The sequence below is a fragment of the Streptomyces sp. MS19 genome, assembly GCF_047200595.1.
In the GTDB taxonomy this organism is placed as follows: domain Bacteria; phylum Actinomycetota; class Actinomycetes; order Streptomycetales; family Streptomycetaceae; genus Streptomyces.
In genome coordinates this window covers 160,019-180,562 of sequence record NZ_JBJZOH010000004.1, presented here as the reverse complement: position 1 = coordinate 180,562, position 20,544 = coordinate 160,019, and the positions used below count along the sequence as shown (strand labels likewise).

The 20,544-nt window shown below is 72.0% G+C and carries 17 protein-coding genes; 6 read left to right on the top strand and 11 right to left on the bottom strand.

Features of this window, described 5'->3' with window-relative positions:
* Positions 1–8: 8 nt before the first annotated feature.
* On the top strand, positions 9–1,046 hold the full coding sequence (locus ACL02R_RS06390) for a LacI family DNA-binding transcriptional regulator (RefSeq protein ID WP_412795869.1): 1,038 nt from the start codon (positions 9–11) through the stop codon (positions 1,044–1,046).
* Between the two features lie 88 nt (positions 1,047–1,134).
* On the opposite strand, the gene prcA is transcribed toward ACL02R_RS06390, so the two are convergent.
* The 5 genes from prcA to arc form a co-directional block, all read right to left on the bottom strand.
* Entirely contained in the window at positions 1,135–1,908 is a 774-nt protein-coding gene (prcA, locus tag ACL02R_RS06385) for a proteasome subunit alpha (RefSeq protein ID WP_412795868.1), read from the bottom strand.
* Positions 1,909–1,989: 81 nt separating this feature from the next.
* A complete protein-coding gene (prcB, locus tag ACL02R_RS06380; RefSeq protein WP_412795867.1) occupies positions 1,990–2,835 on the bottom strand; it encodes a proteasome subunit beta in 846 nt (281 codons plus the stop codon).
* 142 nt (positions 2,836–2,977) lie between these two features.
* Positions 2,978–3,196, bottom strand: coding sequence for a ubiquitin-like protein Pup (locus ACL02R_RS06375; protein WP_362968018.1), 219 nt, complete (start codon positions 3,194–3,196; stop codon positions 2,978–2,980).
* Between the two features lie 202 nt (positions 3,197–3,398).
* Complete coding sequence (dop, locus tag ACL02R_RS06370; RefSeq protein WP_412795866.1) at positions 3,399–4,910, bottom strand: depupylase/deamidase Dop; 1,512 nt, start codon at positions 4,908–4,910, stop codon at positions 3,399–3,401.
* Positions 4,911–5,168: 258 nt separating this feature from the next.
* Positions 5,169–6,953, bottom strand: a complete 1,785-nt coding sequence (arc, locus tag ACL02R_RS06365; RefSeq protein ID WP_398843829.1) for a proteasome ATPase — start codon at positions 6,951–6,953, stop codon at positions 5,169–5,171.
* Between the two features lie 224 nt (positions 6,954–7,177).
* Between arc and ACL02R_RS06360 the strand changes: the two genes are divergently transcribed.
* Entirely contained in the window at positions 7,178–7,486 is a 309-nt protein-coding gene (locus ACL02R_RS06360; RefSeq protein ID WP_362968015.1) for a ferredoxin, read from the top strand.
* Positions 7,487–7,511: 25 nt separating this feature from the next.
* Here ACL02R_RS06360 and ACL02R_RS06355 read toward each other — a convergent pair whose 3' ends face one another.
* The 3 genes from ACL02R_RS06355 to ACL02R_RS06345 form a co-directional block, all read right to left on the bottom strand.
* On the bottom strand, positions 7,512–8,114 hold the full coding sequence (locus tag ACL02R_RS06355; protein ID WP_412795865.1) for a hypothetical protein: 603 nt from the start codon (positions 8,112–8,114) through the stop codon (positions 7,512–7,514).
* 151 nt (positions 8,115–8,265) lie between these two features.
* Entirely contained in the window at positions 8,266–9,159 is an 894-nt protein-coding gene (locus tag ACL02R_RS06350) for a tRNA (adenine-N1)-methyltransferase (RefSeq protein WP_412795864.1), read from the bottom strand.
* 31 nt (positions 9,160–9,190) lie between these two features.
* The gene (locus tag ACL02R_RS06345; RefSeq protein ID WP_412795863.1) at positions 9,191–10,477 is read right to left on the bottom strand and encodes a site-2 protease family protein; all 1,287 of its coding nucleotides are present in this window, start codon (positions 10,475–10,477) and stop codon (positions 9,191–9,193) included.
* A 124-nt stretch (positions 10,478–10,601) separates the two neighbouring features.
* Here ACL02R_RS06345 and ACL02R_RS06340 point away from each other — a divergent pair, with 124 nt between their 5' ends.
* Positions 10,602–11,564 (top strand): RecB family exonuclease, encoded by a 963-nt coding sequence (locus ACL02R_RS06340; RefSeq protein ID WP_412795862.1) that lies wholly within the window; start codon positions 10,602–10,604, stop codon positions 11,562–11,564.
* A 57-nt stretch (positions 11,565–11,621) separates the two neighbouring features.
* Positions 11,622–12,290, top strand: coding sequence for a response regulator (locus ACL02R_RS06335; protein WP_412795861.1), 669 nt, complete (start codon positions 11,622–11,624; stop codon positions 12,288–12,290).
* Between the two features lie 193 nt (positions 12,291–12,483).
* Here ACL02R_RS06335 and ACL02R_RS06330 read toward each other — a convergent pair whose 3' ends face one another.
* The 3 genes from ACL02R_RS06330 to metH form a co-directional block, all read right to left on the bottom strand.
* Positions 12,484–14,064 carry an ABC transporter substrate-binding protein gene (locus ACL02R_RS06330; protein ID WP_412795860.1) on the bottom strand — a complete coding sequence of 527 codons (1,581 nt, stop codon included), beginning with the start codon at positions 14,062–14,064 and terminating at the stop codon, positions 12,484–12,486.
* Positions 14,065–14,113: 49 nt separating this feature from the next.
* Positions 14,114–14,857: an HAD family hydrolase gene (locus tag ACL02R_RS06325; RefSeq protein WP_412795859.1), complete on the bottom strand. Its 744-nt coding sequence runs from the start codon at positions 14,855–14,857 to the stop codon at positions 14,114–14,116.
* Positions 14,858–15,011: 154 nt separating this feature from the next.
* Complete coding sequence (gene metH, locus ACL02R_RS06320; RefSeq protein ID WP_412795858.1) at positions 15,012–18,524, bottom strand: methionine synthase; 3,513 nt, start codon at positions 18,522–18,524, stop codon at positions 15,012–15,014.
* A 244-nt stretch (positions 18,525–18,768) separates the two neighbouring features.
* On the opposite strand from metH, the gene ACL02R_RS06315 reads away from it, so the two are divergent.
* A complete protein-coding gene (locus tag ACL02R_RS06315) occupies positions 18,769–19,533 on the top strand; it encodes an IclR family transcriptional regulator (protein ID WP_412795857.1) in 765 nt (254 codons plus the stop codon).
* Positions 19,534–19,681: 148 nt separating this feature from the next.
* Positions 19,682–20,497: an MIP/aquaporin family protein gene (locus ACL02R_RS06310; RefSeq protein WP_412795856.1), complete on the top strand. Its 816-nt coding sequence runs from the start codon at positions 19,682–19,684 to the stop codon at positions 20,495–20,497.
* The last annotated feature ends 47 nt before the right edge of the window (positions 20,498–20,544 follow it).

Genomic DNA, 20,544 nt, shown 5'->3' with positions numbered 1-20,544 from the left:
CGGACACCGTGGACGAGAGCGGGAGCGGCAGGCAGCGGGAGGGCGTGGCCCGGCCCACGAGCCGGGACGTGGCGCGCCGCGCGGGGGTGTCCCAGGCGACCGTCTCGCTGGTGCTGCGCGACCGGTGGCGCGGCCGGGTCTCCCCCGCCCGCGCCGAGGCCGTACGGGCCGCCGCGCGGGAGCTGGGCCACCGGCCGAACCTCGCGGCCCGCAGCCTGCGGCTCGGCAGGACCCGGACGGTCCTCGTCGTCGTCCCGGCGCTGACCAACGACTTCTTCGGCCGGGTGCACGCCGGGGCGGCGCGGGTCGCGGCGGAGGCGGACGTGGGGGTGGTCCTGTACCCGTCGCCCGAGGGTGTCGGCGGCGCCCCCGACCCGTTCGCGTCGGCGAGCGCGACGCTGGACGGCGTGCTGGCGTCCTCGATGGCGGTGGAGGCGCTGGCGCAGCTGAGCGGGGACGGGCTGCCGCTCGTGATGCTGGACAGCGAGCCCGTCGAGGGCCCCGCCGCAGCGACGGTCAATCCGGACATCGCCGAAGGGATGCGGCTGGTGACGGGGCATCTGCTGGGCCTGGGACACCGGCGCATCGCCCATGTGGCCGCCGACGTGGACTCGTGGACGTTCGCGGTGCGGCGTGACGTGCTGCGGGCGGGCCTGTCGGGGGTGCCTGGCGCGCGGCTGGTGGCGGAGGAGCGCGGCCCGGTCAGTGTGGCGGGAGGGCTCCTTGCGGCCGGACGCGCGCTCGCGGCCTCGCCGCGGCCGACGGCGCTGGTCTGTGACGACGACACGATGGCCGCCGGTGCGTGCAAGGCCGTGCGGCGCGCGGGTCTGCGGGTGCCCGAGGACGTGTCGGTGACCGGCTTCGACGACCTGGGGCTCGCGACGGCGGTGGAGCCGGAGCTGACGACGGTGCGGCTGCCCGCCGAGGAGTTGGGGGCCGCCGGTCTGCGGGCGCTGCTGGCCGTGCTGGGCGGCGAGCGGCGGGGCGCCGAGGTGCTGCCGGTCTCGCTGGTCGCGCGGGGCTCGACCGCCCCGGCTCCCGCCTGACCTCCCCGACCACGCGCCGCGCCCCGGGCACCGTCTCGGCCGAAGACGTGTCCCGGGGCGCGGCGCGTGGACGGCGGCTGCCGCCGCGTCAGTCGGTTTCGCCGCTCCCGGTGCCCGCGTCGCCCTCGCCGTCCGCGTCGGCGGAACCGGCGGAGGAGGAGCCGTTCTCCTCCAGCAGCGCCGCGAGCTGACGCACCGGCACGCGCTTGAACTTCCGCGTCTGCGGCCGGGTCCGGTCGAGGACGGCCACTTCGAGCTGATCGGCGGTCAGCGTGCGCTCGCCGCCGTTCGCCTCGCGGGTGAGCGAGTCCACCGCGAGGCGCAGCACCTCGCCGAGGCCCATGCCGTCGCGGTGCCGCTGGCCCAGGTAGCTGCTGATCTGGTCGGCGTTGCCGCCGACCGCCACCGAGCCGTGCTCGTCGATGATCGAGCCGTCGTGCGGCAGGCGGTAGATCTCGTCGTCCTCGGGGGACTCGCCGACCTCGGCCACGAGCAGTTCGACCTCGTAGGGCTTCTCCGCGGCGCTGGAGAAGATGCTGCCCAGCGTCTGCGCGTAGAGGTTGGCCAGGCCGCGGGCGGTGACGTCCGTGCGGTCGAAGGTGTAGCCGCGCAGGTCGGCGTAGCGGGTGCCGCCGATGCGCAGGCTCTCGTACTCGTTGTACTTGCCGGTCGCCGCGAAGGCGATGCGGTCGTAGATCTCGCTCACCTTGTGCAGGGCGCGCGACGGGTTCTCGGCGACGAACACGATGCCGTCGGCGTACTGGAGCACCACCAGGCTGCGCCCGCGCGCGATGCCCTTGCGGGCGTACTCGGCGCGGTCCGCCATGGCCTGCTGGGGTGAGACATAGAACGGTGTGGACACCGGCTACTCGTCCCTTCGACGTCCGTGGGATTTCCGGGATTCGGCGCTTCGCCCGGTGCCGGACGGGCCCGGCACCGCAATCTACAGAACGGGGGCCTGGGGTCCGTCGGGCTGCTGGAGCCGGCCCTCGTGCACCGCGCGGACGATCTCGGCGACCCGCGTCTCGTCGAGGCGGCGGTAGCCGTCCTCGGTGATCACCGTGACGATCGGGTAGATGCGGCGCGCGAGGTCGGGTCCGCCGGTCGCCGAGTCGTCGTCGGCGGCGTCGTAGAGCGCCTGGACGACCGCGGTGGCCGTCTGTTCCTCGGACAGGTCGGGGCGGTACAGCTTCTTGAGGGAGCCGCGGGCGAAGACGGAGCCGGAGCCGACGGTGGCGAAGCCCACCTCGTCGGTCCTGCCGCCCGTGACGTCGTAGGAGAAGATGCGGCCCTTGCCGCGCTCCAGGTCGTAGCCGGCGAAGAGCGGGACGACGGCGAGGCCCTGCATGGCCATGCCGAGGTTGCCGCGGATCATGGTGGACAGCCGGTTGGCCTTGCCCTCCAGGGAGAGCGCGTGACCCTCGACCTTCTCGAAGTGCTCCAGCTCCAGCTGGAACAGCTTCACCAGTTCGACCGCGAGGCCCGCGGTCCCCGCGATGCCGACGCCGGAGTGCTCGTCGGCGGGGAAGACCTTCTCGATGTCGCGCTGGGCGATCATGTTGCCCATGGTGGCGCGGCGGTCACCGGCGAGGACGACACCCCCGGGGAAGGTGGCGGCGACGATGGTCGTCCCGTGCACCGCCTCCACGGCCCCCTCGACGGGCGGAAGCGCGCGGTGCCCCGGCAGACGCTCCGGGGCGTGGTCGGTCAGGAAGTCGAAGAACGAGGACGAGCCCGGACGGAGGAAGGCCGCCGGGAGTCGCCCCTGCTCGTGGGAGTTGGCTGCCACAGGGTTCCTTCCAGGTGGAGGACGGTCGGCTGCCCCGGCCGGCGGTGCGGCCGGGGCAGCGGCAGGCTATGGCACGGACCCTACCCGTCCGGCGGTCGTGATCCACATCGTCCGCGGAAGCCCCGCGGCGCGGCGGGCGTGACTACTCGCCGCCCTTCTGGACGAAGCTGCGGACGAAGTCCTCCGCGTTGGACTCCAGCACCTCGTCGATCTCGTCGAGGACGGAGTCGACATCGTCCGTGAGGGCCTCCTGGCGCTCCTTGAGCTCCTCGGAGACCTCCGCGTCCTGTGTCTGCTCCTCGACTTCCTCGCTGTTGCGCGACGCCTTCTGCTGGCCGCCGCCGGTGTCTTTGGTCGCCATCTCCCTCACCCCTGCTCAGCTTCGACGTGTCAAGATCAGACCCTACTAGGCGGGGCTGACATCGGCTCTTCGTTCTTTTCCCCGGTGCATTCCCGGGCGGATTCCCGGTGGACCGCCGCCGGTGGATTTCCCGGGGGACTCTCCCCCGCTCTTCTCCTGGAAGTCCGCGGACCACCCGGATGATTCCCGTATCCGCGCGGAATCAGCCGCCGGAGAGCGCGCGGACGAGATCGTCCGCCGTCGCGCAGCGGTCGAGGAGGTCCTTGACGTGCTCCCGGGTGCCGCGCAGCGGGTCCATGGTGGGCACGCGCTGGAGGGAGTCGCGGCCCGGCAGGTCGAAGATCACGGAGTCCCAGGAGGCCGCGGCGACGTCGTCGGCATACTGCTCCAGGCAGCGGCCCCTGAAGTAGGCGCGGGTGTCGTCGGGCGGGCTGAGCTGGGCGCGGCTGACGTCCTCGTCGTCGAGAAGCCTGGTCATGCGCCCGCGGGCCGCCAGCCGGTTGTAGAGGCCCTTGTCCGGCCTGACGTCCGCGTACTGGAGGTCCACGAGGTGCAGGCGCGCGGCGTCCCAGCCGAGGCCGTCGCGGCGCCGGTAGCCCTCCATCAGTTCGCGCTTGGCCACCCAGTCGAGCTGTCCTGCCAGGCTCATCGGGTCGTTCTCCAGGCGGTTGAGGACGTCCTCCCAGCGGGAGAGGACGTCGGCGGTCTGGGCGTCCGCGTCGGCGCCCCACCGTTCGTCCACGTACTTGCGGGCCAGTTCGCAGTACTCCATCTGGAGCTGGACGGCGGTCAGCGTCCGGCCGCTGCGGAGGGTCACGAGCTGCCGCAGCCCGGGGTCGTGGCTGACCCGGTGGAGTGTGCGGACCGGCTGGTCCACGGCCAGGTCGACGGTGATGAAGCCGTCCTCGATCATGGACAGGACGAGCGCGGTGGTGCCGAGTTTGAGATAGGTGGAGACCTCGGCGAGGTTGGCGTCGCCGATGATGACATGCAGCCTGCGGTAGCGCTCGGCGTCGGCGTGCGGCTCGTCCCGGGTGTTGATGATGGGCCGCTTGAGTGTCGTCTCCAGGCCGACCTCGACCTCGAAGTAGTCGGCGCGCTGGCTGAGCTGGAAACCGTGCTCGCCGCCGTCCTGGCCGATGCCGACCCGGCCCGCGCCGCAGACGACCTGGCGGGAGACGAAGAAGGGCGTGAGGTGCCGGACGATCTCGGAGAACGGCGTCTCGCGCTTCATGAGGTAGTTCTCGTGGGTGCCGTAGGAGGCGCCCTTGTTGTCGGTGTTGTTCTTGTACAGGTGGATGGGCTGGGCGCCGGGGACCTCGGCGGCGCGGCGGGCGGCCTCGGCCATGATGCGTTCGCCCGCCTTGTCCCACAGGAGGGCGTCCAGCGGACCGGTGGTCTCCGGGGAGCTGTACTCGGGATGCGCGTGGTCCACGTAGAGGCGGGCGCCGTTGGTGAGGATGACGTTGGCCAGGCCGATGTCCTCGTCGGTGAGCTGGCTGGCGTCCGCGTTGTCCCTGGCCAGGTCGAAGCCCCTGGCGTCGCGCAGGGGGTTCTCCTCCTCGAAGTCCCAGCGGGCGCGCCGGGCCCGGTGCATGGCCGCCGCGTAGGCGTTCACCACCTGGGATGAGGTGAGCATGGCGTTGGCGTTCGGGTGGCCGGGCACGGAGACGCCGTACTCGGTCTCGATGCCCATCACTCGCCGTACTGTCATGCGGCCCTCCTTGCCCGGCGGCGCACCGGCACCGGCCCCGGTGCCGTCCTTCGCTGACGAGCGTAGGCGACAGGGGGCGCGGCGCGGGGTCCGCCGCCGGTCTCCTTCTGGACTTGTCGCGGGATCAGGACGGTCCCGGATCACGACGGTCTGGGAATGCGGCGGCTGCGGGGCTCGCCTTCGCGTGCCCCGCAGCCGGACGGCGTGTACGTGGATTCGTGTGCGGTAGGGCGTTTTCCGGTTACCGGTGGTGGCCGGTCACAGGTACTGGCCCGTGTTGGCGACGGTGTCGATGGAACGGCCGGTGTCGCCGCCCTGCTTTCCGGTGACGAGGGTGCGGATGAAGACGATCCGCTCGCCCTTCTTGCCGGAGATCCGGGCCCAGTCGTCGGGGTTGGTGGTGTTGGGAAGGTCCTCGTTCTCCTTGAATTCGTCCACGCAGGCGGACAGGAGATGGGAGACGCGCAGGCCCTTCTGGTGGTGGTCCAGGAAATCCTTGATGGCCATCTTCTTGGCGCGGTCGACGATGTTCTGGATCATCGCGCCGGAGTTGAAGTCCTTGAAGTAGAGGACTTCCTTGTCGCCGTTGGCGTAGGTCACCTCAAGGAAGCGGTTCTCCTCGGTTTCGGCGTACATCTGCTCGACGACGGTCTGGATCATCCCCTGGACGGCGGCGGCGCCGTTTCCGTTGTGCTCGCCGAGGTCGTCGGCGTGCAGCGGGAGCCGGGGGGTCAGGTACTTGGAGAAGATGTCGCGGGCGGCCTCGGCGTCCGGACGCTCGATCTTGATCTTCACGTCGAGCCGGCCGGGGCGCAGGATCGCGGGGTCGATCATGTCCTCGCGGTTCGAGGCGCCGATGACGATGACGTTCTCCAGGCCCTCGACGCCGTCGATCTCCGAGAGCAGCTGGGGGACGATGGTGTTCTCCACGTCCGAGCTGACGCCGGAGCCGCGGGTGCGGAAGAGGGAGTCCATCTCGTCGAAGAACACGATGACGGGCGTGCCCTCGCTCGCCTTCTCCCTGGCCCGCTGGAACACCAGGCGGATGTGCCGCTCGGTCTCGCCGACGTACTTGTTCAGCAGTTCGGGGCCCTTGATGTTGAGGAAGAAGCTCTTCCCCGCGGGCTTGCCGGTGACCTCGGCGACCTTCTTGGCCAGGGAATTGGCGACGGCCTTGGCGATGAGCGTCTTGCCGCAGCCGGGCGGGCCGTAGAGCAGGACGCCCTTGGGCGGGCGCAGCTCGTGCTCGCGGAACAGGTCGGGGTGCAGGTAGGGCAGCTCGACGGCGTCGCGGATCAGCTCGATCTGGCCGCCGAGGCCGCCGATCTGCGTGTAGTCGATGTCGGGGACCTCTTCGAGGACCAGCTCCTCGACCTCGCTCTTGGGCACGACCTCGAAGACGTAGCCGGAGCGGGGTTCGAGCAGCAGGGCGTCGCCCGCGCGCAGGGTGCCGTCGAGCAGGGGCTGGGCGAGCTTGACGACGCGCTCCTCGTCGGTGTGGCCGACCACCAGGGCGCGCTCGCCGTCCTCCAGGATCTCCTTGAGGGTGACGATCTCGCCCGCGCGTTCGTACTCCATGGCGGCCACGACGTTGAGCGCCTCGTTGAGCATGACCTCCTGGCCACGCCGCAGGTCGCCGAGGTCGAGGCTGGGGCTGACGTTCACCCGGAGCTTGCGGCCCCCGGTGAAGATGTCGGCGGTGCCGTCCTCGTTTGCCTCCAGGAAGACACCGAAGCCGGAGGGCGGCTGGGCGAGCCGGTCGACTTCCTCCTTGAGGGCCACGATCTGGTCGCGTGCCTCGCGGAGCGTGGTCGCGAGCCGCTCGTTCTGCGCGGAGACGCCCGCCAGATTCGTCTGCAGCTCGACGACCCGCTCCTCCAGCACGCGTGTGTGCCGCGGGGAGTCGGCCAGCTTTCGGCGCAGGACGGTGATCTCCTGCTCAAGATCGGCTACCTGCCGGGCCGGGTCGTCGGGACCCCTCCCGGGTCGGATGCCGCGGTTGCTGTCGTCGTTCTGGGATACCACGGTCCTCACCTCCTCCAAGGGGAGCTGGACGCTTCCAGACCCTACCTGGACCGGTGCAGTTCGAAACCCCTAGATCACAAAGACGGTCGGGGTGTGTCCGATCTTCACCCTTGCGCACTCCCTCACGCCAGGGAATACCCACCCTGCGCTGCGGGAAAGCAGGTCGCTGTATGGTCGTAAGCGGTCAACACCCGCAGGGGATGGCTCCCTTTGACGCACACCTATGAGGAACGGTAGGCCATATGACCGCGCGGAACGACACCGACGAGATCGAGGTCTGGATCGATCAGGATCTCTGCACCGGAGACGGAATCTGCGCCCAGTACGCGCCCGAGGTGTTCGAGCTGGACATCGACGGACTCGCCTATGTGAAGCCGCCCGTCCCGGCCGGTACGGAGGCCGAGCTGCTGACGGACCCCGGCGCGACGGCCAGAGTGCCCCTGCCACTGCTGCGCGACGTCGCCGAGTCGGCCAAGGACTGCCCCGGGCAGTGCATCCACGTGCGCCGGGTGACCGACCGGGTCGAGGTCTACGGCCCGGACGCGGACTGAGGAGCGCCGGGCCGGCAGGCGCCGGTCAGACGCTGTTCGGCGCGCGGCGCGCGTGCAGGACGAGTCGGCCGTCCTCCCAGCGCCAGTCCACGTCGCGCTGGAGGTCGGGGCAGCAGCGCGGGACCGTGTCCGACGAGTAGCCGAGCAGGCGTACGGAGACGGTGTCGTCCCGCGCCGCGAGCCGTTCGACGGTCATCCGCTCCGCCGGGTCCACCAGGGTGGCCGCGACCGTGGTCGTGCCGCCCTCCGCGGTGAGCAGGTACATGCCGTTGGGCGGGCTGCCCGAGCCGGCGTCGCAGCGGACGACGGCCACGGCCTCGCCCTGGCCGTCGCCGTCGAGATCCGTGTCCACGCTGTCGGTGACCAGCACGTCGAGCGGCCCGCAGTCGACGGGGTAGTCGGCCTCTTCCGGGGCGGGTCCCGGCGCGGGTGCCTCCGGGGGCTCCTGGGCCGCGGGGCCGTCCGCGGGGGCCGCGGAGTCGGCGGCGCCGGGGCGGGCCGTCGCGCCCGACGGCTCGACGAGGGCGGCCGCGCCGGTGATCACCGCGAGCGCCAGGGCTGTCGTCACCCAGTGGAACGGGCGGGTGCGCGGGACGATCGGGTCGGCCGGGCTTGCCGGGAGCTGCACGCGGGGGACTCCTGGACGTCGTGAGGGAGTGGCACCATGCCGGACCTGCGCGACGGCAGGTGACCGGCATGGTGTCATATCTCACGGCGCGGCGGAACGGCGGGGTCCGGAAAGGCTGTTGGTCTGCCGCGGCAGTCCGGCGGACCCGCCGTCAGGCCGCTTCGGAGCCGGGGCCCGTGTAGTCCGCGCCGTACGCCCCGGGTGCGGGACGGCGGCGGCGCCGCGGCGGCTCGACGCCGTCCGCGAGCCGGCGGGCGGTGACGAGGAAGCCGGTGTGCCCGATCATGCGGTGGTCGGGCCGCACGGCGAGCCCCTCGACGTGCCAGGTGCGGACCATGCTCTCCCAGGCGCTCGGCTCGTTGAACGAGCCGTGCTCCCGGATCGTCTCCACGGTGCGGGCCAGCTGGGTGGTGGTGGCGACGTACGCGCACAGGATGCCGCCGGGCACCAGGGCCTTCGTCACGGCGTCCAGGCACTCCCAGGGGGCGAGCATGTCGAGGATCACGCGGTCCACGTCGGTGTCGTCCAGGTGGTCCTGGAGGTCGCCGACGGTCACCGTCCACGCCGGGTGGGGGCCGCCGAAGTAGCGGGTCACGTTCTCCTGGGCGATGGCGGCGAAGTCGGCGCGGCGCTCGTACGAGTGGAGCATGCCCTGGTCGCCGATGGCGCGGAGCAGGAAGGTGCTCAGCGAGCCGGAGCCGACACCGGCCTCCACGACGCGCGCGCCGGGGAAGATGTCGGCCATGGCCAGGATCTGGCCCGCGTCCTTCGGGTAGACGACGGCGGCGCCGCGCGGCATGGACAGGACGTAGTCGGGGAGCAGGGGGCGCAGCGCGAGATAGTCGACTTTTCCCGTGGTGCGGACGACCGTGCCCTCCGGGGCGCCGATCAGCTCGTCGTGCGGGAAGGCGCCCTTGTGGGTGTGGAAGCTCTTCCCCGCTTCGAGCGTGAACGTGTAGTGGCGGCCCTTGGGGTCGGTGAGCTGTACCTGGTCCCCGACCTGGAAGGGCCCGCGACGGCGGGCGGCACCGGTCGGTTCGGACATGGCGTTCAGCCTAGTCCACGCGGGTGGCCGGTCAGTCCACGGGCCGGGACGCGGGGGCGGCCGCGGGGCGTGCCATCGCGTCGATGAAGGCGCGTTCGACGTCGCCGGTGGACAGGACGCCGTAGATCTCGCCGGTGCGCTCGACCACCAGGTACTCGCTGGCGGGGGTGGCGCGCAGGTGGTCGAGCAGTTCCTCGCCGTTCAGGTCCGCCGGGACGCGCAGTCCTTCGCTGAGGTCCTGCGCGAGGGTGCTGACCGCGACCCACGGCCGCCGGTGCTCGGGCACCCCGGCGATCCCCGCCTCGCGGACGAGGGAGAGGGGGTCGCCGTCCGGGTCCACGACGACGAGGGCGCGGGCCCCCGCCTCGTTGGCGCGGCGCAGGGCCTCGGAGAGGGAGGTGTCGGGGGCGACGGGGACGGCGCGGCGGGTGAGGGTGCGGGCGTTCAGGACGGGGAGGCGTTCGCGCAGGCGGGCCATGCGCAGGCTGTTGCCCGCGCCGGTCCAGATGATGGCGGCGAGGATCGCGGCGAGCAGCGCGTCGGTGAGCGACTCGACGCCGCTGAACGACTCGCGCTCCCCCGCCGTCCCGACGTAGGTGGCCAGCGGGAAGCCGACCAGGACGGCGATGGCGAGGGCCCGGCCCGTCCAGGCGGCGGCGACCGTGCCGGTCATGGGGCTGCCGGACAGCTTCCAGATGACGGCGCGCAGCATCCGGCCGCCGTCAAGCGGCAGTCCCGGCAGGAGGTTGAACGCGGCCACGATCAGGTTGGAGATCATCAGGCCCGCGAGCAGCACGCCGGGGATGGTGCCGGAGTCGGTGACGAGCATGCCCGCGTAGAAGACGCCGGACAGGACGAGCGACAGGAGCGGCCCCACACCGGCGAGGACGAACTCGCGGCCGGGGGTCTGCGACTCCTTCTCGATCTCCGAGACGCCGCCGAAGAACTGGAGCTGGATACGGCGCACCGGCAGGTCGAAGCGCACGGCGGCGACGGTGTGGGCCATCTCGTGGACGAGGACCGAGGCGTAGAACGCGACGGCGAAGAAGAGGGAGACGAGGTACCGGCCGCCGCCGAGGTGGGGCAGGACGCGGTCGAGCTGGTTGCCGAAGAACCAGGTGATCAGCGCGGCGACCAGGAACCAGCTGGGCGCCACGTAGACCGGCACGCCGAAGACCCGGCCCATGAGGATGCCGCCGCCGGTGCCCCGGCCGCGCGGTGCGCGCTCCTCGCCCGCCCCTGGGGCCGCGCCCGCGGGGCCGGCGGGCTTCCGGCCGTCGCCGGGGTCCGTCGTCGGGTCGCTCTCGGAGTCTGCCACCAGTTCCCCTCGTCGCCGTGGGCCCGCCCGCGCGGCCGCTCGGACAAGCGATTTTGCCGTGTGCGCGGGCTCCCCGTCGATGGTAAGCGGCTACCTGTCAGTGACGCGCCGTAGGGTTCGCTCCATGACCGCTCCCATCGCCAGGCCGCCGGATTCTCTTTCCCCGTCACGGGCCGCTGATTTCATGCAGTGTCCGCTGCTCTACCGGTTCCGGGTGATCGACCGGCTGCCGGAGGCGCCGAGCGCGGCGGCGACGCGGGGGACGGTCGTGCACGCGGTGCTTGAGCGGGTGTTCGACGCGCCGGCGGGCGAGCGGGTGGTACCGCGGGCGCGGGCGCTGGTGGCGCGGGAGTGGGAGCGGCTGCTCGCGAGGCGGCCCGAGCTGACGGCCTTGTTCGCCGAGGAGGAGGAGTCGGCGGCGGAAGGCGCGGCCGGTTCCGCCGGTGGAGTGGACGCGGCGCGGCTCGCGGAGTGGCTGACGAGCGCCGAGGAGCTGGTGGAGCGCTGGTTCTCGCTGGAGGACCCGACGCGTCTCGAACCGGCGGAGCGCGAGCTGTTCGTCGAGACCCGGCTGGAGTCGGGGCTGCGGTTGCGCGGTGTCATCGACCGTGTGGACGTGGCGCCCACGGGCGAGGTCAGGATCGTGGACTACAAGACGGGCAAGGCGCCGGGCCCGCAGTACGCGGGGGCGGCGCTGTTCCAGATGAAGTTCTACGCGCTGGTGCTGTGGCGGCTGCGCGGCGCGGTGCCGAGGCGCCTCCAGCTCGTCTACCTGGGCAGCGGCGACATCCTGACGTACGACCCGGAGGAGTCTGACCTGCTGGGTGTGGAGCGCAAGCTCGTCGCGCTGTGGCACGCGATCCGGCAGGCCACGGAGACCGGCGACTGGCGGCCGAGCCGCAGCAAGCTGTGCGGCTGGTGCGACCACCAGGCGCGCTGTCCGGAGTTCGGGGGCACTCCCCCGCCGTACCCGCTGTCGATCCAGACGGCGCTGCCGCTGCTGCCCGGACAGGGCGCGCCGGTGGACGGCGGGGCGGGGGGCGTGGGCGCGGGAGAGCGGCCGGACACGGCGGAAGCGGGCGCGTGAGCGAGAATGGCCGGTGGCGCTCCGCGCCCACGGCGTCCCCGGAACGAAGGCTGGCCCATGCCCATTCGCGTGCTGCTCGTCGATGACCAGCCGCTGCTGCGCACCGGTTTCCGCATGATTCTGGAGGCCGAGCCCGACGTGGCGGTGGTCGGCGAGGCCGGGGACGGTCTCCAGGCGCTGGAGCAGGTGCGGGCGCTCCAGCCGGACGTGGTGCTGATGGACATCCGCATGCCGCGCATGGACGGCGTGGAGGCGACGCGGCAGATCACCGGGCCGGGGCACGACGGTCCCGTGAAGGTGCTGGTGCTGACCACCTTCGACCTGGACGAGTACGTGGTGGAGGCGCTCCGGGCGGGTGCGAGCGGCTTCCTGCTGAAGGACGCTCCGGCGGCGGACCTGGTGCAGGCGATCAGGGTGGTGGCGGCGGGCGAGGCGATGCTGGCGCCGAGCGTGACGCGGCGCCTGCTCGACATGTACGCCGAGCGGCTGCCGTCGGGCGAGGAGCCGGTGCCCGACACGCTGCGGCGGCTGACCGAGCGCGAGGTCGAGGTGCTGAAGCTGGTGGCCCGTGGGCTGTCGAACGCGGAGATCGCGGCGGACCTGTTCGTCAGCGAGACGACGGTGAAGACGCATGTGGGCCACGTGCTGACGAAGCTGGAGCTGCGCGACCGGGTGCAGGCGGCGGTGTTCGCGTACGAGAGCGGCCTGGTGCGGCCGGGCAGTTAGGTCGTGTCGTCCGGATCTTGCGTGGCACGCGCCGCCGGTCACCGCACCTCGCCGCGTCGTCCCATCGCGGAGGGTACGACCGGGTACGAGCCGCGTCCGGCACATGCCGCCGCCCGCCGCCGGGCTGGGGGGCAGGCCGAGGCGGTGTGTGGCGGACAGCCCTGACACGTCCGCCGCGACCGGGCGCCGGAGGTCAGCCGGGGTCCTTGGCGATCTCCCAGAAGCGGAACGTGGTCGCGCTGTCGAGAGCCCAGCGCAGGCCGGTGACGCCCCGGGCGGCGACCGCCTGCCGCCGGTCCTGCCACAGCGGGATGAGGGGCAGGTCCGCCGCGACGGCCTCCTGGATCGCGGCGAGGTCGTCGGCGGCGCGTTCGCGGTCGGTCTCGCGCTCGGTGGCCGGGACGAGGTCGCCGGTGACGTGGTCGGAGTCGTAGGGGGCGGTCAGGACGCCGCCCGCGCCGAGGAGGGGCTGGAGGAAGCTGTCCGGGTCGGGATAGACCGGGCTCCAGCCGTGCAGGGCCAGCGGGCAGGCGCCGCCGCCGTCCCGCGCCGCTTCGTCCAGGTCGGTGCCGGACAGCGTGCGCACCGTGACGCGGAACAGGCCGTCCGCCTCCAGTTGGGCGGCGATCCGGTCGGCGGCGGCCGTGGCGTCGGGGCCTGACCGCTCCGGTGAGGCGCACAGGGTGAGCGGGAGGGTGTCGATGTGTCCGGCGTCGCGCAGTTCCTCGCGGGCGCCGTTCGGGCGTGGGCGGTCGCCGTAGAGGTCGGCGAAGGGCGTCGTGTGGCCCAGGACCCCGGCCGGGAGAAGGGAGTACAGCGGCTCGGCGGTCTCGGGGAGGAGGCCGCGCAGCAGCGCGTCGCGGTCGATCAGCTGGGCCAGGGCGCGGCGGACCGCGGGGTCGCCCGTCACGGGGTCGGCGGGGTCGGGCACCAGGTACTGCGCCTCCAGGCCGCTGCCGCTGACGGTGGTGAACCGGTCGCCGTCGCGCAGGTCCGCGAGGTCGCCGGCGGTGAGACCGCGGTAGGCGAGGTCGACGGTGCCGTCGGTGAGCGCGTCGCGCAGGCCGCGTTCGTCGCCGGGGTGGAAGCGGATGGTCATGCCGGAGTTCCGGATGTCGGCCGGTCCCTGGTAGCGGGAGTTGACGGCGAGGACGGCGGTGTCCCCGTCCAGGCCCTCCAGCGTGTAGACGCCGGAGCCGTCCGTGCTGTCGTCGGTGCGCAGGGAGTCGGCCGGGTAGGCGCGGTGGTCCACGATGGCGCCCGCCGGGGTGGCGATCTTCTGGGCGAACGTGGCGTCGGGGCGGCTGAGGTGGAAGGTGACGGTCCGGTCGTCGGGTGTGTCGATGCGGTCGATGGCGGAGAGCAGGGCGGCGGGGCCGTGCGGCGCGTCGATCCGCAGGGTCCGCTCGAACGAGTACTTGACGTCGTGGCTGGTCAGGCCGTCGCCGTCGGCGAACGTCAGGTCGCCGCGCAGGCGGCAGGTGAAGCGGCGGCTGACGCGGTCGGTGAAGCCGCACTCGTCGGCGGCCTCGGGCTGCGGCGCGGTGCCGCCCGGCGGCAGGCTGAGCAGGGACTGGAAGACGTTGCCGGTGATGAGCCAGGACCCCGGGTCGTAAGCGCCGGCCGGGTCGAGCGTGCGCACCGTGTCCGTCGTGCCCATGACGACGGGCTCGCCCTCGCCGTCCGTGCCGCCGCCCCACCAGCAGCCGGTGAGGAGGAGGGCGGCGGCGAGGGCGGCGGCCGGGAGGGCCGTGCGCGGGCGGTGGGACGTCACGTTGCGTGACCCTAGTGGATCGGCGGAGGCGCGGCGGCACCGGGGAGCGTCACGGGACGGCCGGGGCGCCCGCCGTGCCGGTGGCGCCGCGCGGCACGGGCGCGGCGGCGACCGTGCGCAGCAGCGCCATGTCGATCTCCGCAAGCGAGCCGACGACGGTCCGGCCGGGCGCGGGCCCGATGGGGGCCACGGACGGCACGGCGATCACGCGGCAGCCGGCGGCCTCCGCCGAGGCGACGCCGGTGGGGGTGTCCTCCACGGCGACGCAGCGGGCCGGGTCGGCGCCGAGCCGCGCTGCGGCGGCGAGGTACGGGTCGGGGTGCGGCTTGGTGCGCTCCAGCTCGTCGCCCGCGACGGTGGCGGCGAAGTGGTGGGCGCCGAGGGAGCGGAGCATCCGGTCGATGACGGTGCGGTGGGACGCCGAGACGAGGGCGGCGGGGACGCTCCGCGCGGCCAGTCCGGTGAGCAGGTCGCGGGCGCCCGGCATGAGCGGCACGCCGCGTTCGAGGCGGCGGAGGAAGGCCGCGTTCAGCAGGTCGCGTACCGCGTCGAGGGTGATGTCGGCGCCGGTCACCTCGATGAGGTAGCCGGCGCTGCGGGTCATGGGGCCGCCCACGACGATGTCGCGGTGCTCCTCACCGAGCACGTGTCCGAGGGCGCCGAAGACCTCCACCTCGGCGTCCCACCAGAACCCCTCGGTGTCGACCAGCGTGCCGTCCATGTCGAGCAGGACGGCCTGGGGGCCGGCTCCGTGCGGAGTCCTGGTGTCGAGGGCGGGAAAGGAACTCGTCATCCGCGCGCACCTCCATAAGGGGCCAGAAGGCCGGTCGTCCCCGCGGGGACGACCGGCCTGTACCGGATCGATCAGTCTACGTCGCCGCTGGTCGTGGCGTCCTGCCCTGTGTCACCCGTATGGAGCTGCGACACCCGGACGGAGCAGCGCCAGGTCAGCGCGCGTTGAAGTAACTGGCTTCGGGGTGGTGGAGGACGATGGCGTCGGTGGACTGCTCGGGGTGGAGCTGGAACTCCTCGGAGAGGGTGACGCCGATGCGTTCGGGTTCCAGCAGTTCGGCGATCTTGGCGCGGTCTTCGAGGTCGGGGCAGGCGGGGTAGCCGAGGGAGTAGCGGCAGCCTTGGTATTCGGTGCGGAACATGCCGGCGAGTTGTGCGGGGTCGTGGTCGGCGATGCCCAGTTCGGTGCGGACGCGGGCGTGCCAGTACTCGGCGAGGGCTTCGGCGAGCTGGACGGACAGGCCGTGGAGTTCGAGGTAGTCGCGGTAGGCGTCGGCGGCGAACAGTTCGGCGGTCGCGCCGCTGACGCGGGGGCCGATGGTGACGGTCTGGAGCGCGACGATGTCCATCTGCCCGCTCTCGGCCGGGCGGAAGAAGTCCGCCAGGCACAGGCGGCGGCCGCGGCGCTGGCGGGGGAACGTGAAGCGGGTGCGTTCCTTGCCGTCCTCGTCGAGGATGACCAGGTCGTTGCCCTCCGCCTGGCAGGGGAAGTAGCCGTAGACGACGGCGGCTTCCAGCAGGTTACCGGTGTGGAGGCGGTCGAGGAGGGCCCGCAGCCGGGGGCGGCCCTCGCTCTCGACCAGGTCCTCGTAGCCGGGCCCCTCACCGGCGCGGGAGGCCTTGAGGCCCCACTGCCCCTTGAAGAGCGCGTCCTCGTCCAGCCACCCGGCGTACTCCTTCAGCGGGATGCCTTTGATGACGCGGGTGCCCAGGAACGGGGCCACCGGGACGGGCACGTCGGTCGCCACATCCGAACGCGCGGGCACCGCCGTCTCGTCGGGTTCGGGGAGGGTGGCGGTCCTGCGGGCGACGCGGCGCTGCTTCAACTCGGGCAGACCGGCGCCGGGGATACCGCGCTTGACCGCGACCAGGGCGTCCATCAGGCGCAGGCCCTCGAACGCGTCGCGGGCGTAGCGGACCTCGCCCTCGTAGATGTCGTGGAGGTCCTGTTCGACGTAGGCGCGGGTGAGGGCGGCGCCGCCGAGGATGACCGGGTAGTCGGTGGCCATGCCGCGGCGGTTGAGCTCCTCCAGGTTCTCCTTCATGATCACGGTGGACTTCACCAGGAGCCCGGACATGCCGATGACGTCGGCGCGGTGCTCGGCGGCGGCGTCCAGGATCGCGGAGACGGGCTGCTTGATACCGAGGTTGACGACGGTGTAGCCGTTGTTGGTGAGGATGATGTCCACGAGGTTCTTGCCGATGTCGTGGACGTCGCCGCGCACGGTGGCCAGGACGATGGTGCCCTTGCCCGCGTCGTCGGTCTTGTCCATGTGCGGTTCGAGGTGGGCGACGGCCGTCTTCATCACCTCGGCGGACTGGAGAACGAACGGCAGCTGCATCCGGCCCGAGCCGAAGAGTTCACCGACGACCTTCATCCCCGCCAGCAGCGTCTCATTCACGATCTGAAGCGCCGGGCGCTGCGCGAGGGCCGCGTCGAGGTCGGCCTCCAGGCCGTTGCGTTCACCCTCGACGATGCGCCGCTGAAGCCGCTCCTCCAGAGGAAGAGCGGCGAGTTCCTCGGCCTTGCCCGCCTTCAGCGACGCGGCGGTCGCGCCCTCGAACAGCTCCAGGAAACGCTGGAGCGGGTCGTATCCCTCACGGCGGCGGTCATGGACGAGGTCGAGAGCGACCTCCACCTGCTCCGGCTCGATCCGCGCGATCGGCAGGATCTTCGCCGCGTGCACGATCGCCGAATCCAGACCCGCCTTCACACACTCGTCCAGGAACACCGAGTTGAGAACGAGACGGGCGGCCGGGTTGAGGCCGAAAGAGATGTTGGACAGGCCCAGCGTCGTCTGCACATCCGGGTGGCGGCGCTTCAGCTCACGGATCGCCTCGATGGTCGCGACCCCGTCCTTACGGGACTCCTCCTGACCCGTGCAGATCGTGAAAGTCAGACAGTCGATGAGGATGTCGCTCTCCGCGATGCCCCAGTTCCCGGTGAGGTCGGCGATCAGCCGCTCGGCGATGGCGACCTTGTGTTCGGCGGTGCGCGCCTGCCCCTGCTCGTCAATAGTGAGGGCCATCAGGGCGGCACCATGCTCTTTGGCGAGCGCGGTGACCTTCGCGAAACGCGAGCCGGGCCCGTCACCGTCCTCGTAGTTCACCGAGTTGATGACAGCCCGGCCACCCAGCTTCTCCAGACCCGCCCGGAGGACGGCGGGCTCGGTCGAGTCGAGCACGATGGGGAGGGTGGAGGAGGTGGCGAGGCGCCCGGCCAGTTCGCGCATGTCGGCGACGCCGTCGCGGCCGACGTAGTCCACGCACAGGTCGAGCAGGTGCGCGCCCTCGCGGATCTGGTCGCGGGCCATCTCGACGCAGTCGTCCCAGCGGCCGTCCAGCATGGCCTCGCGGAACTTCTTGGAGCCGTTGGCGTTGGTGCGCTCGCCGATGGCCAGGTAGGAGGTGTCCTGGCGGAAGGGGACAGACTGGTAGAGGGAGGAAGCACCCGGCTCGGGCCTGGGGTCGCGCGGGGTGGGGGTCAGGTCGCGTACGCGTTCGACGACCTGGCGCAGGTGCTCAGGCGTGGTGCCGCAGCAGCCGCCGACGAGGGACAGACCGTACTCGCCGACGAACGTCTCGTGCGCGTCGGCGAGTTCCGCCGGGGTGAGCGGGTAGTGCGCGCCGTCCTTGCCGAGGATGGGCAGGCCCGCGTTCGGCATGCAGGACAGCGGGAGTCCGGCGTGGCGGGCGAGGTGGCGCAGGTGCTCCCGCATCTCGGCGGGGCCGGTGGCACAGTTGAGGCCGATCATGTCGATGCCCAGGGGCGCCAGCGCGGTCAGCGCGGCACCGATCTCAGAGCCCAGAAGCATCGTTCCCGTCGTCTCGACAGTCACGTGCACGATCACCGGCAGATCGACGCCCGTGGCATTCAGAGCCCGCCGGGCGCCGAGGACAGCGGCCTTCGTCTGGAGGAGGTCCTGGCTGGTCTCGATCAACAGGGCGTCCGCGCCGCCGGTGACGAGCCCTTCGGAGTTGCGCTGGTAGGCGTCGCGCAGCTCGGTGTAGCCGACGTGACCAAGGGTGGGGAGCTTGGTGCCGGGGCCGATGGAGCCGAGGACCCAGCGCAGGCGGCCATCCGCCGCGGCAAGGGCGTCGGCGGCATCGCGCGCGATCCGCGCACCCGCCTCCGACAACTCGGCGATGCGATCAGCGATGTCGTACTCACCCAGAGCCGAAAGGTTGGCCCCGAAGGTATTCGTCTCCACACAGTCCACACCGGCGGCGAAATAGGCATCGTGGACCGAGCGCACGATGTCGGGGCGCGTGACGTTCAGGACCTCGTTGCAGCCTTCGAGCTGCTGGAAGTCGTCGAGGGAGGGGTCCTGCGCCTGGAGCATGGTGCCCATGCCGCCGTCGGCGACGACGACGCGTGAGGCGAACGCCTCACGCAGCGCTGCGGCCCGCTGGGCCTGGGGGACGACGGACGGGCTGGACGAGGCCATGGGGAAGCTCCCGGGAGTGCGACGGCTGTCGGCTATGCGCGGCGATGCACGGCGCGCACGGGGTCAGCCTAACCGCATGGGCGAGCGGGGTGGGAGTGGCGTCGCAGCGGCGGGGCAGGCGGGAGGGCGCCCGTAGACTCGTGCCCGGCCTCCCGGGTATCGACATACCCCACTGATGTTCGACAATGCCGAATGACAGGCTGAGGCAGACGAGGTGATCGCACGGCAAGGAGAGGCGGCCTCCATGGCGCGGACCATTCAGTCGCTCGAACGCGCGGCGGCGGTGCTGCGCCTGCTGGCGGGCGGGGAGCGCGGCCTCGGCCTCTCCGACATCGCCGCGTCGGTCGGGCTCGCCAAGGGCACCACGCACGGTCTGCTGCGGACGCTCCAGCAGGAGGGGTTCGTGGAGCAGGACCCCTCGTCGGGGAAGTACCGGCTGGGCGCGGAGCTGCTGCGTCTCGGCAGCGGCTACCTGGACGCGCACGACCTGCGGGCGCGGGCCCTGGCGTGGACCGACGATCTGGCGCGGTCGAGCGGCGAGAGCGCGTACCTGGGGGTGGCGCACCGGCACGGGGTGCTGATCGTCCACCACGTCCTGCGCCCGGACGACAGGCGTCAGGCACAGGAGGTGGGGACGATGCAGCCGCTGCACAGCACGGCGCTCGGGAAGGTGCTCGCCGCCTACGACCCGGCGGCGTACGACGCGGCCGTGGGGGCGGGTCTCGCGGCCGTCACCGGGCGGACCGTGACCGGCGCCGAGGCGTTCCGCCGGGGTCTGGAAGAGGTGCGCTCACGCGGATGGGCGAGCGAAGTCGGGGAAACCTGGGATGGCGTGGCCTCGATCGCCGCGCCGGTCCTCGACAGGCGCGGGGCACCCGTCGGAGCCGTGGGAATCACCGGCGCGGTGGAGCGTGTGCTGTCCGGTGGGGAGCCGCGGCCGGGACTGGTGGCGGCGGTCCGGGACTGCGCGCGCGCCGTGTCGCGGGATCTCGGCTCCGGCCGTTTTTAGGACAATAGGTATATCAGTCGAATATCTGCCGCGATCCCCTTGACGGCAGGTGTTCCGGAGAGAACACTCCCGTTCACTGGTCGGCATTGCCGAACACTGGACGGACAACGCCCGGGAGACCCCTGGGCGGAGGACAAAGGAGTCGCGGATGTCCAGCCTCCACATCTTCTTCGGTGAGGTCCTCGGGACCGCCGTACTGATCGTGCTAGGCACCGGCGTCGTCGCCGGTGTGATCCTGACCAAGTCAAAATCGTTCGACGCCGGATGGGTGGCCATCTCCTTCGGCTGGGGCATCGGCGTGCTCTCCGGTGTCTACGTCTCCACCCAGCTCTCCGGCGCGCACCTGAACCCGGCCGTCACCCTCGGCATCGCCATCGACAGCGGCGAGTGGAACGACGTGCCCACCTACATCGCGGGCCAGCTCGTGGGCGCGATCATCGGCGCCGTGCTGATGTGGCTCGCCTACTACGGCCACTTCCAGGAGCAACTGCGCACCCTCAACGCCGAGAGCGGCTCCCGCACACCGGGCCCCCGCGCGTTCGAGGAGGAGGACGCGGAGGTCGAGGAGCGCGAACCCGCCACGAGAGGCGAGCCGGGCCCGGTCCTCGGCATCTTCGCCACCGCCCCGGAGATCCGGAACACGGTGCAGAACCTCACCACCGAGATCGTCGCCACCGCCGTGCTGGTCCTGCTGGTACTCGGCATCGGGCTCAACGACGGGCTGACCCTCTCCGGCACCGGCGGCCTGATGGTCGCCCTGGTCGTCGTCGGCATCGGCCTGTCCCTCGGCGGCCCGACCGGGTACGCGATCAACCCGGCGCGTGACCTCGGGCCCCGCATCGTGCACGCGCTGCTGCCGCTGCCCAACAAGGGCGGCTCCGACTGGAGCTACGCCTGGATCCCGATCGTCGGCCCGCTGGCCGGCGCCGCGATCGCCGCGGGCATCCACACCGCGCTGTTCTGAGGGCCACCGCGCGCCGCAGCCACTCCCCCACCGACCACAGGAGCCGC

Coding starts and splice junctions, on each gene's coding strand:
- ACL02R_RS06315 (WP_412795857.1), top strand. CDS start 18,769: ATGGCGCGGACCATTCAGTCGCTCGAACGCGCGGCGGCGGTGCTGCGC.
- ACL02R_RS06375 (WP_362968018.1), bottom strand. CDS start 3,196: ATGGCGACCAAAGACACCGGCGGCGGCCAGCAGAAGGCGTCGCGCAAC.
- ACL02R_RS06350 (WP_412795864.1), bottom strand. CDS start 9,159: ATGTCCGAACCGACCGGTGCCGCCCGCCGTCGCGGGCCCTTCCAGGTC.
- ACL02R_RS06335 (WP_412795861.1), top strand. CDS start 11,622: ATGCCCATTCGCGTGCTGCTCGTCGATGACCAGCCGCTGCTGCGCACC.
- metH (WP_412795858.1), bottom strand. CDS start 18,524: ATGGCCTCGTCCAGCCCGTCCGTCGTCCCCCAGGCCCAGCGGGCCGCA.
- ACL02R_RS06340 (WP_412795862.1), top strand. CDS start 10,602: ATGACCGCTCCCATCGCCAGGCCGCCGGATTCTCTTTCCCCGTCACGG.
- ACL02R_RS06310 (WP_412795856.1), top strand. CDS start 19,682: ATGTCCAGCCTCCACATCTTCTTCGGTGAGGTCCTCGGGACCGCCGTA.
- dop (WP_412795866.1), bottom strand. CDS start 4,910: ATGACAGTACGGCGAGTGATGGGCATCGAGACCGAGTACGGCGTCTCC.
- ACL02R_RS06360 (WP_362968015.1), top strand. CDS start 7,178: ATGACCGCGCGGAACGACACCGACGAGATCGAGGTCTGGATCGATCAG.
- ACL02R_RS06325 (WP_412795859.1), bottom strand. CDS start 14,857: ATGACGAGTTCCTTTCCCGCCCTCGACACCAGGACTCCGCACGGAGCC.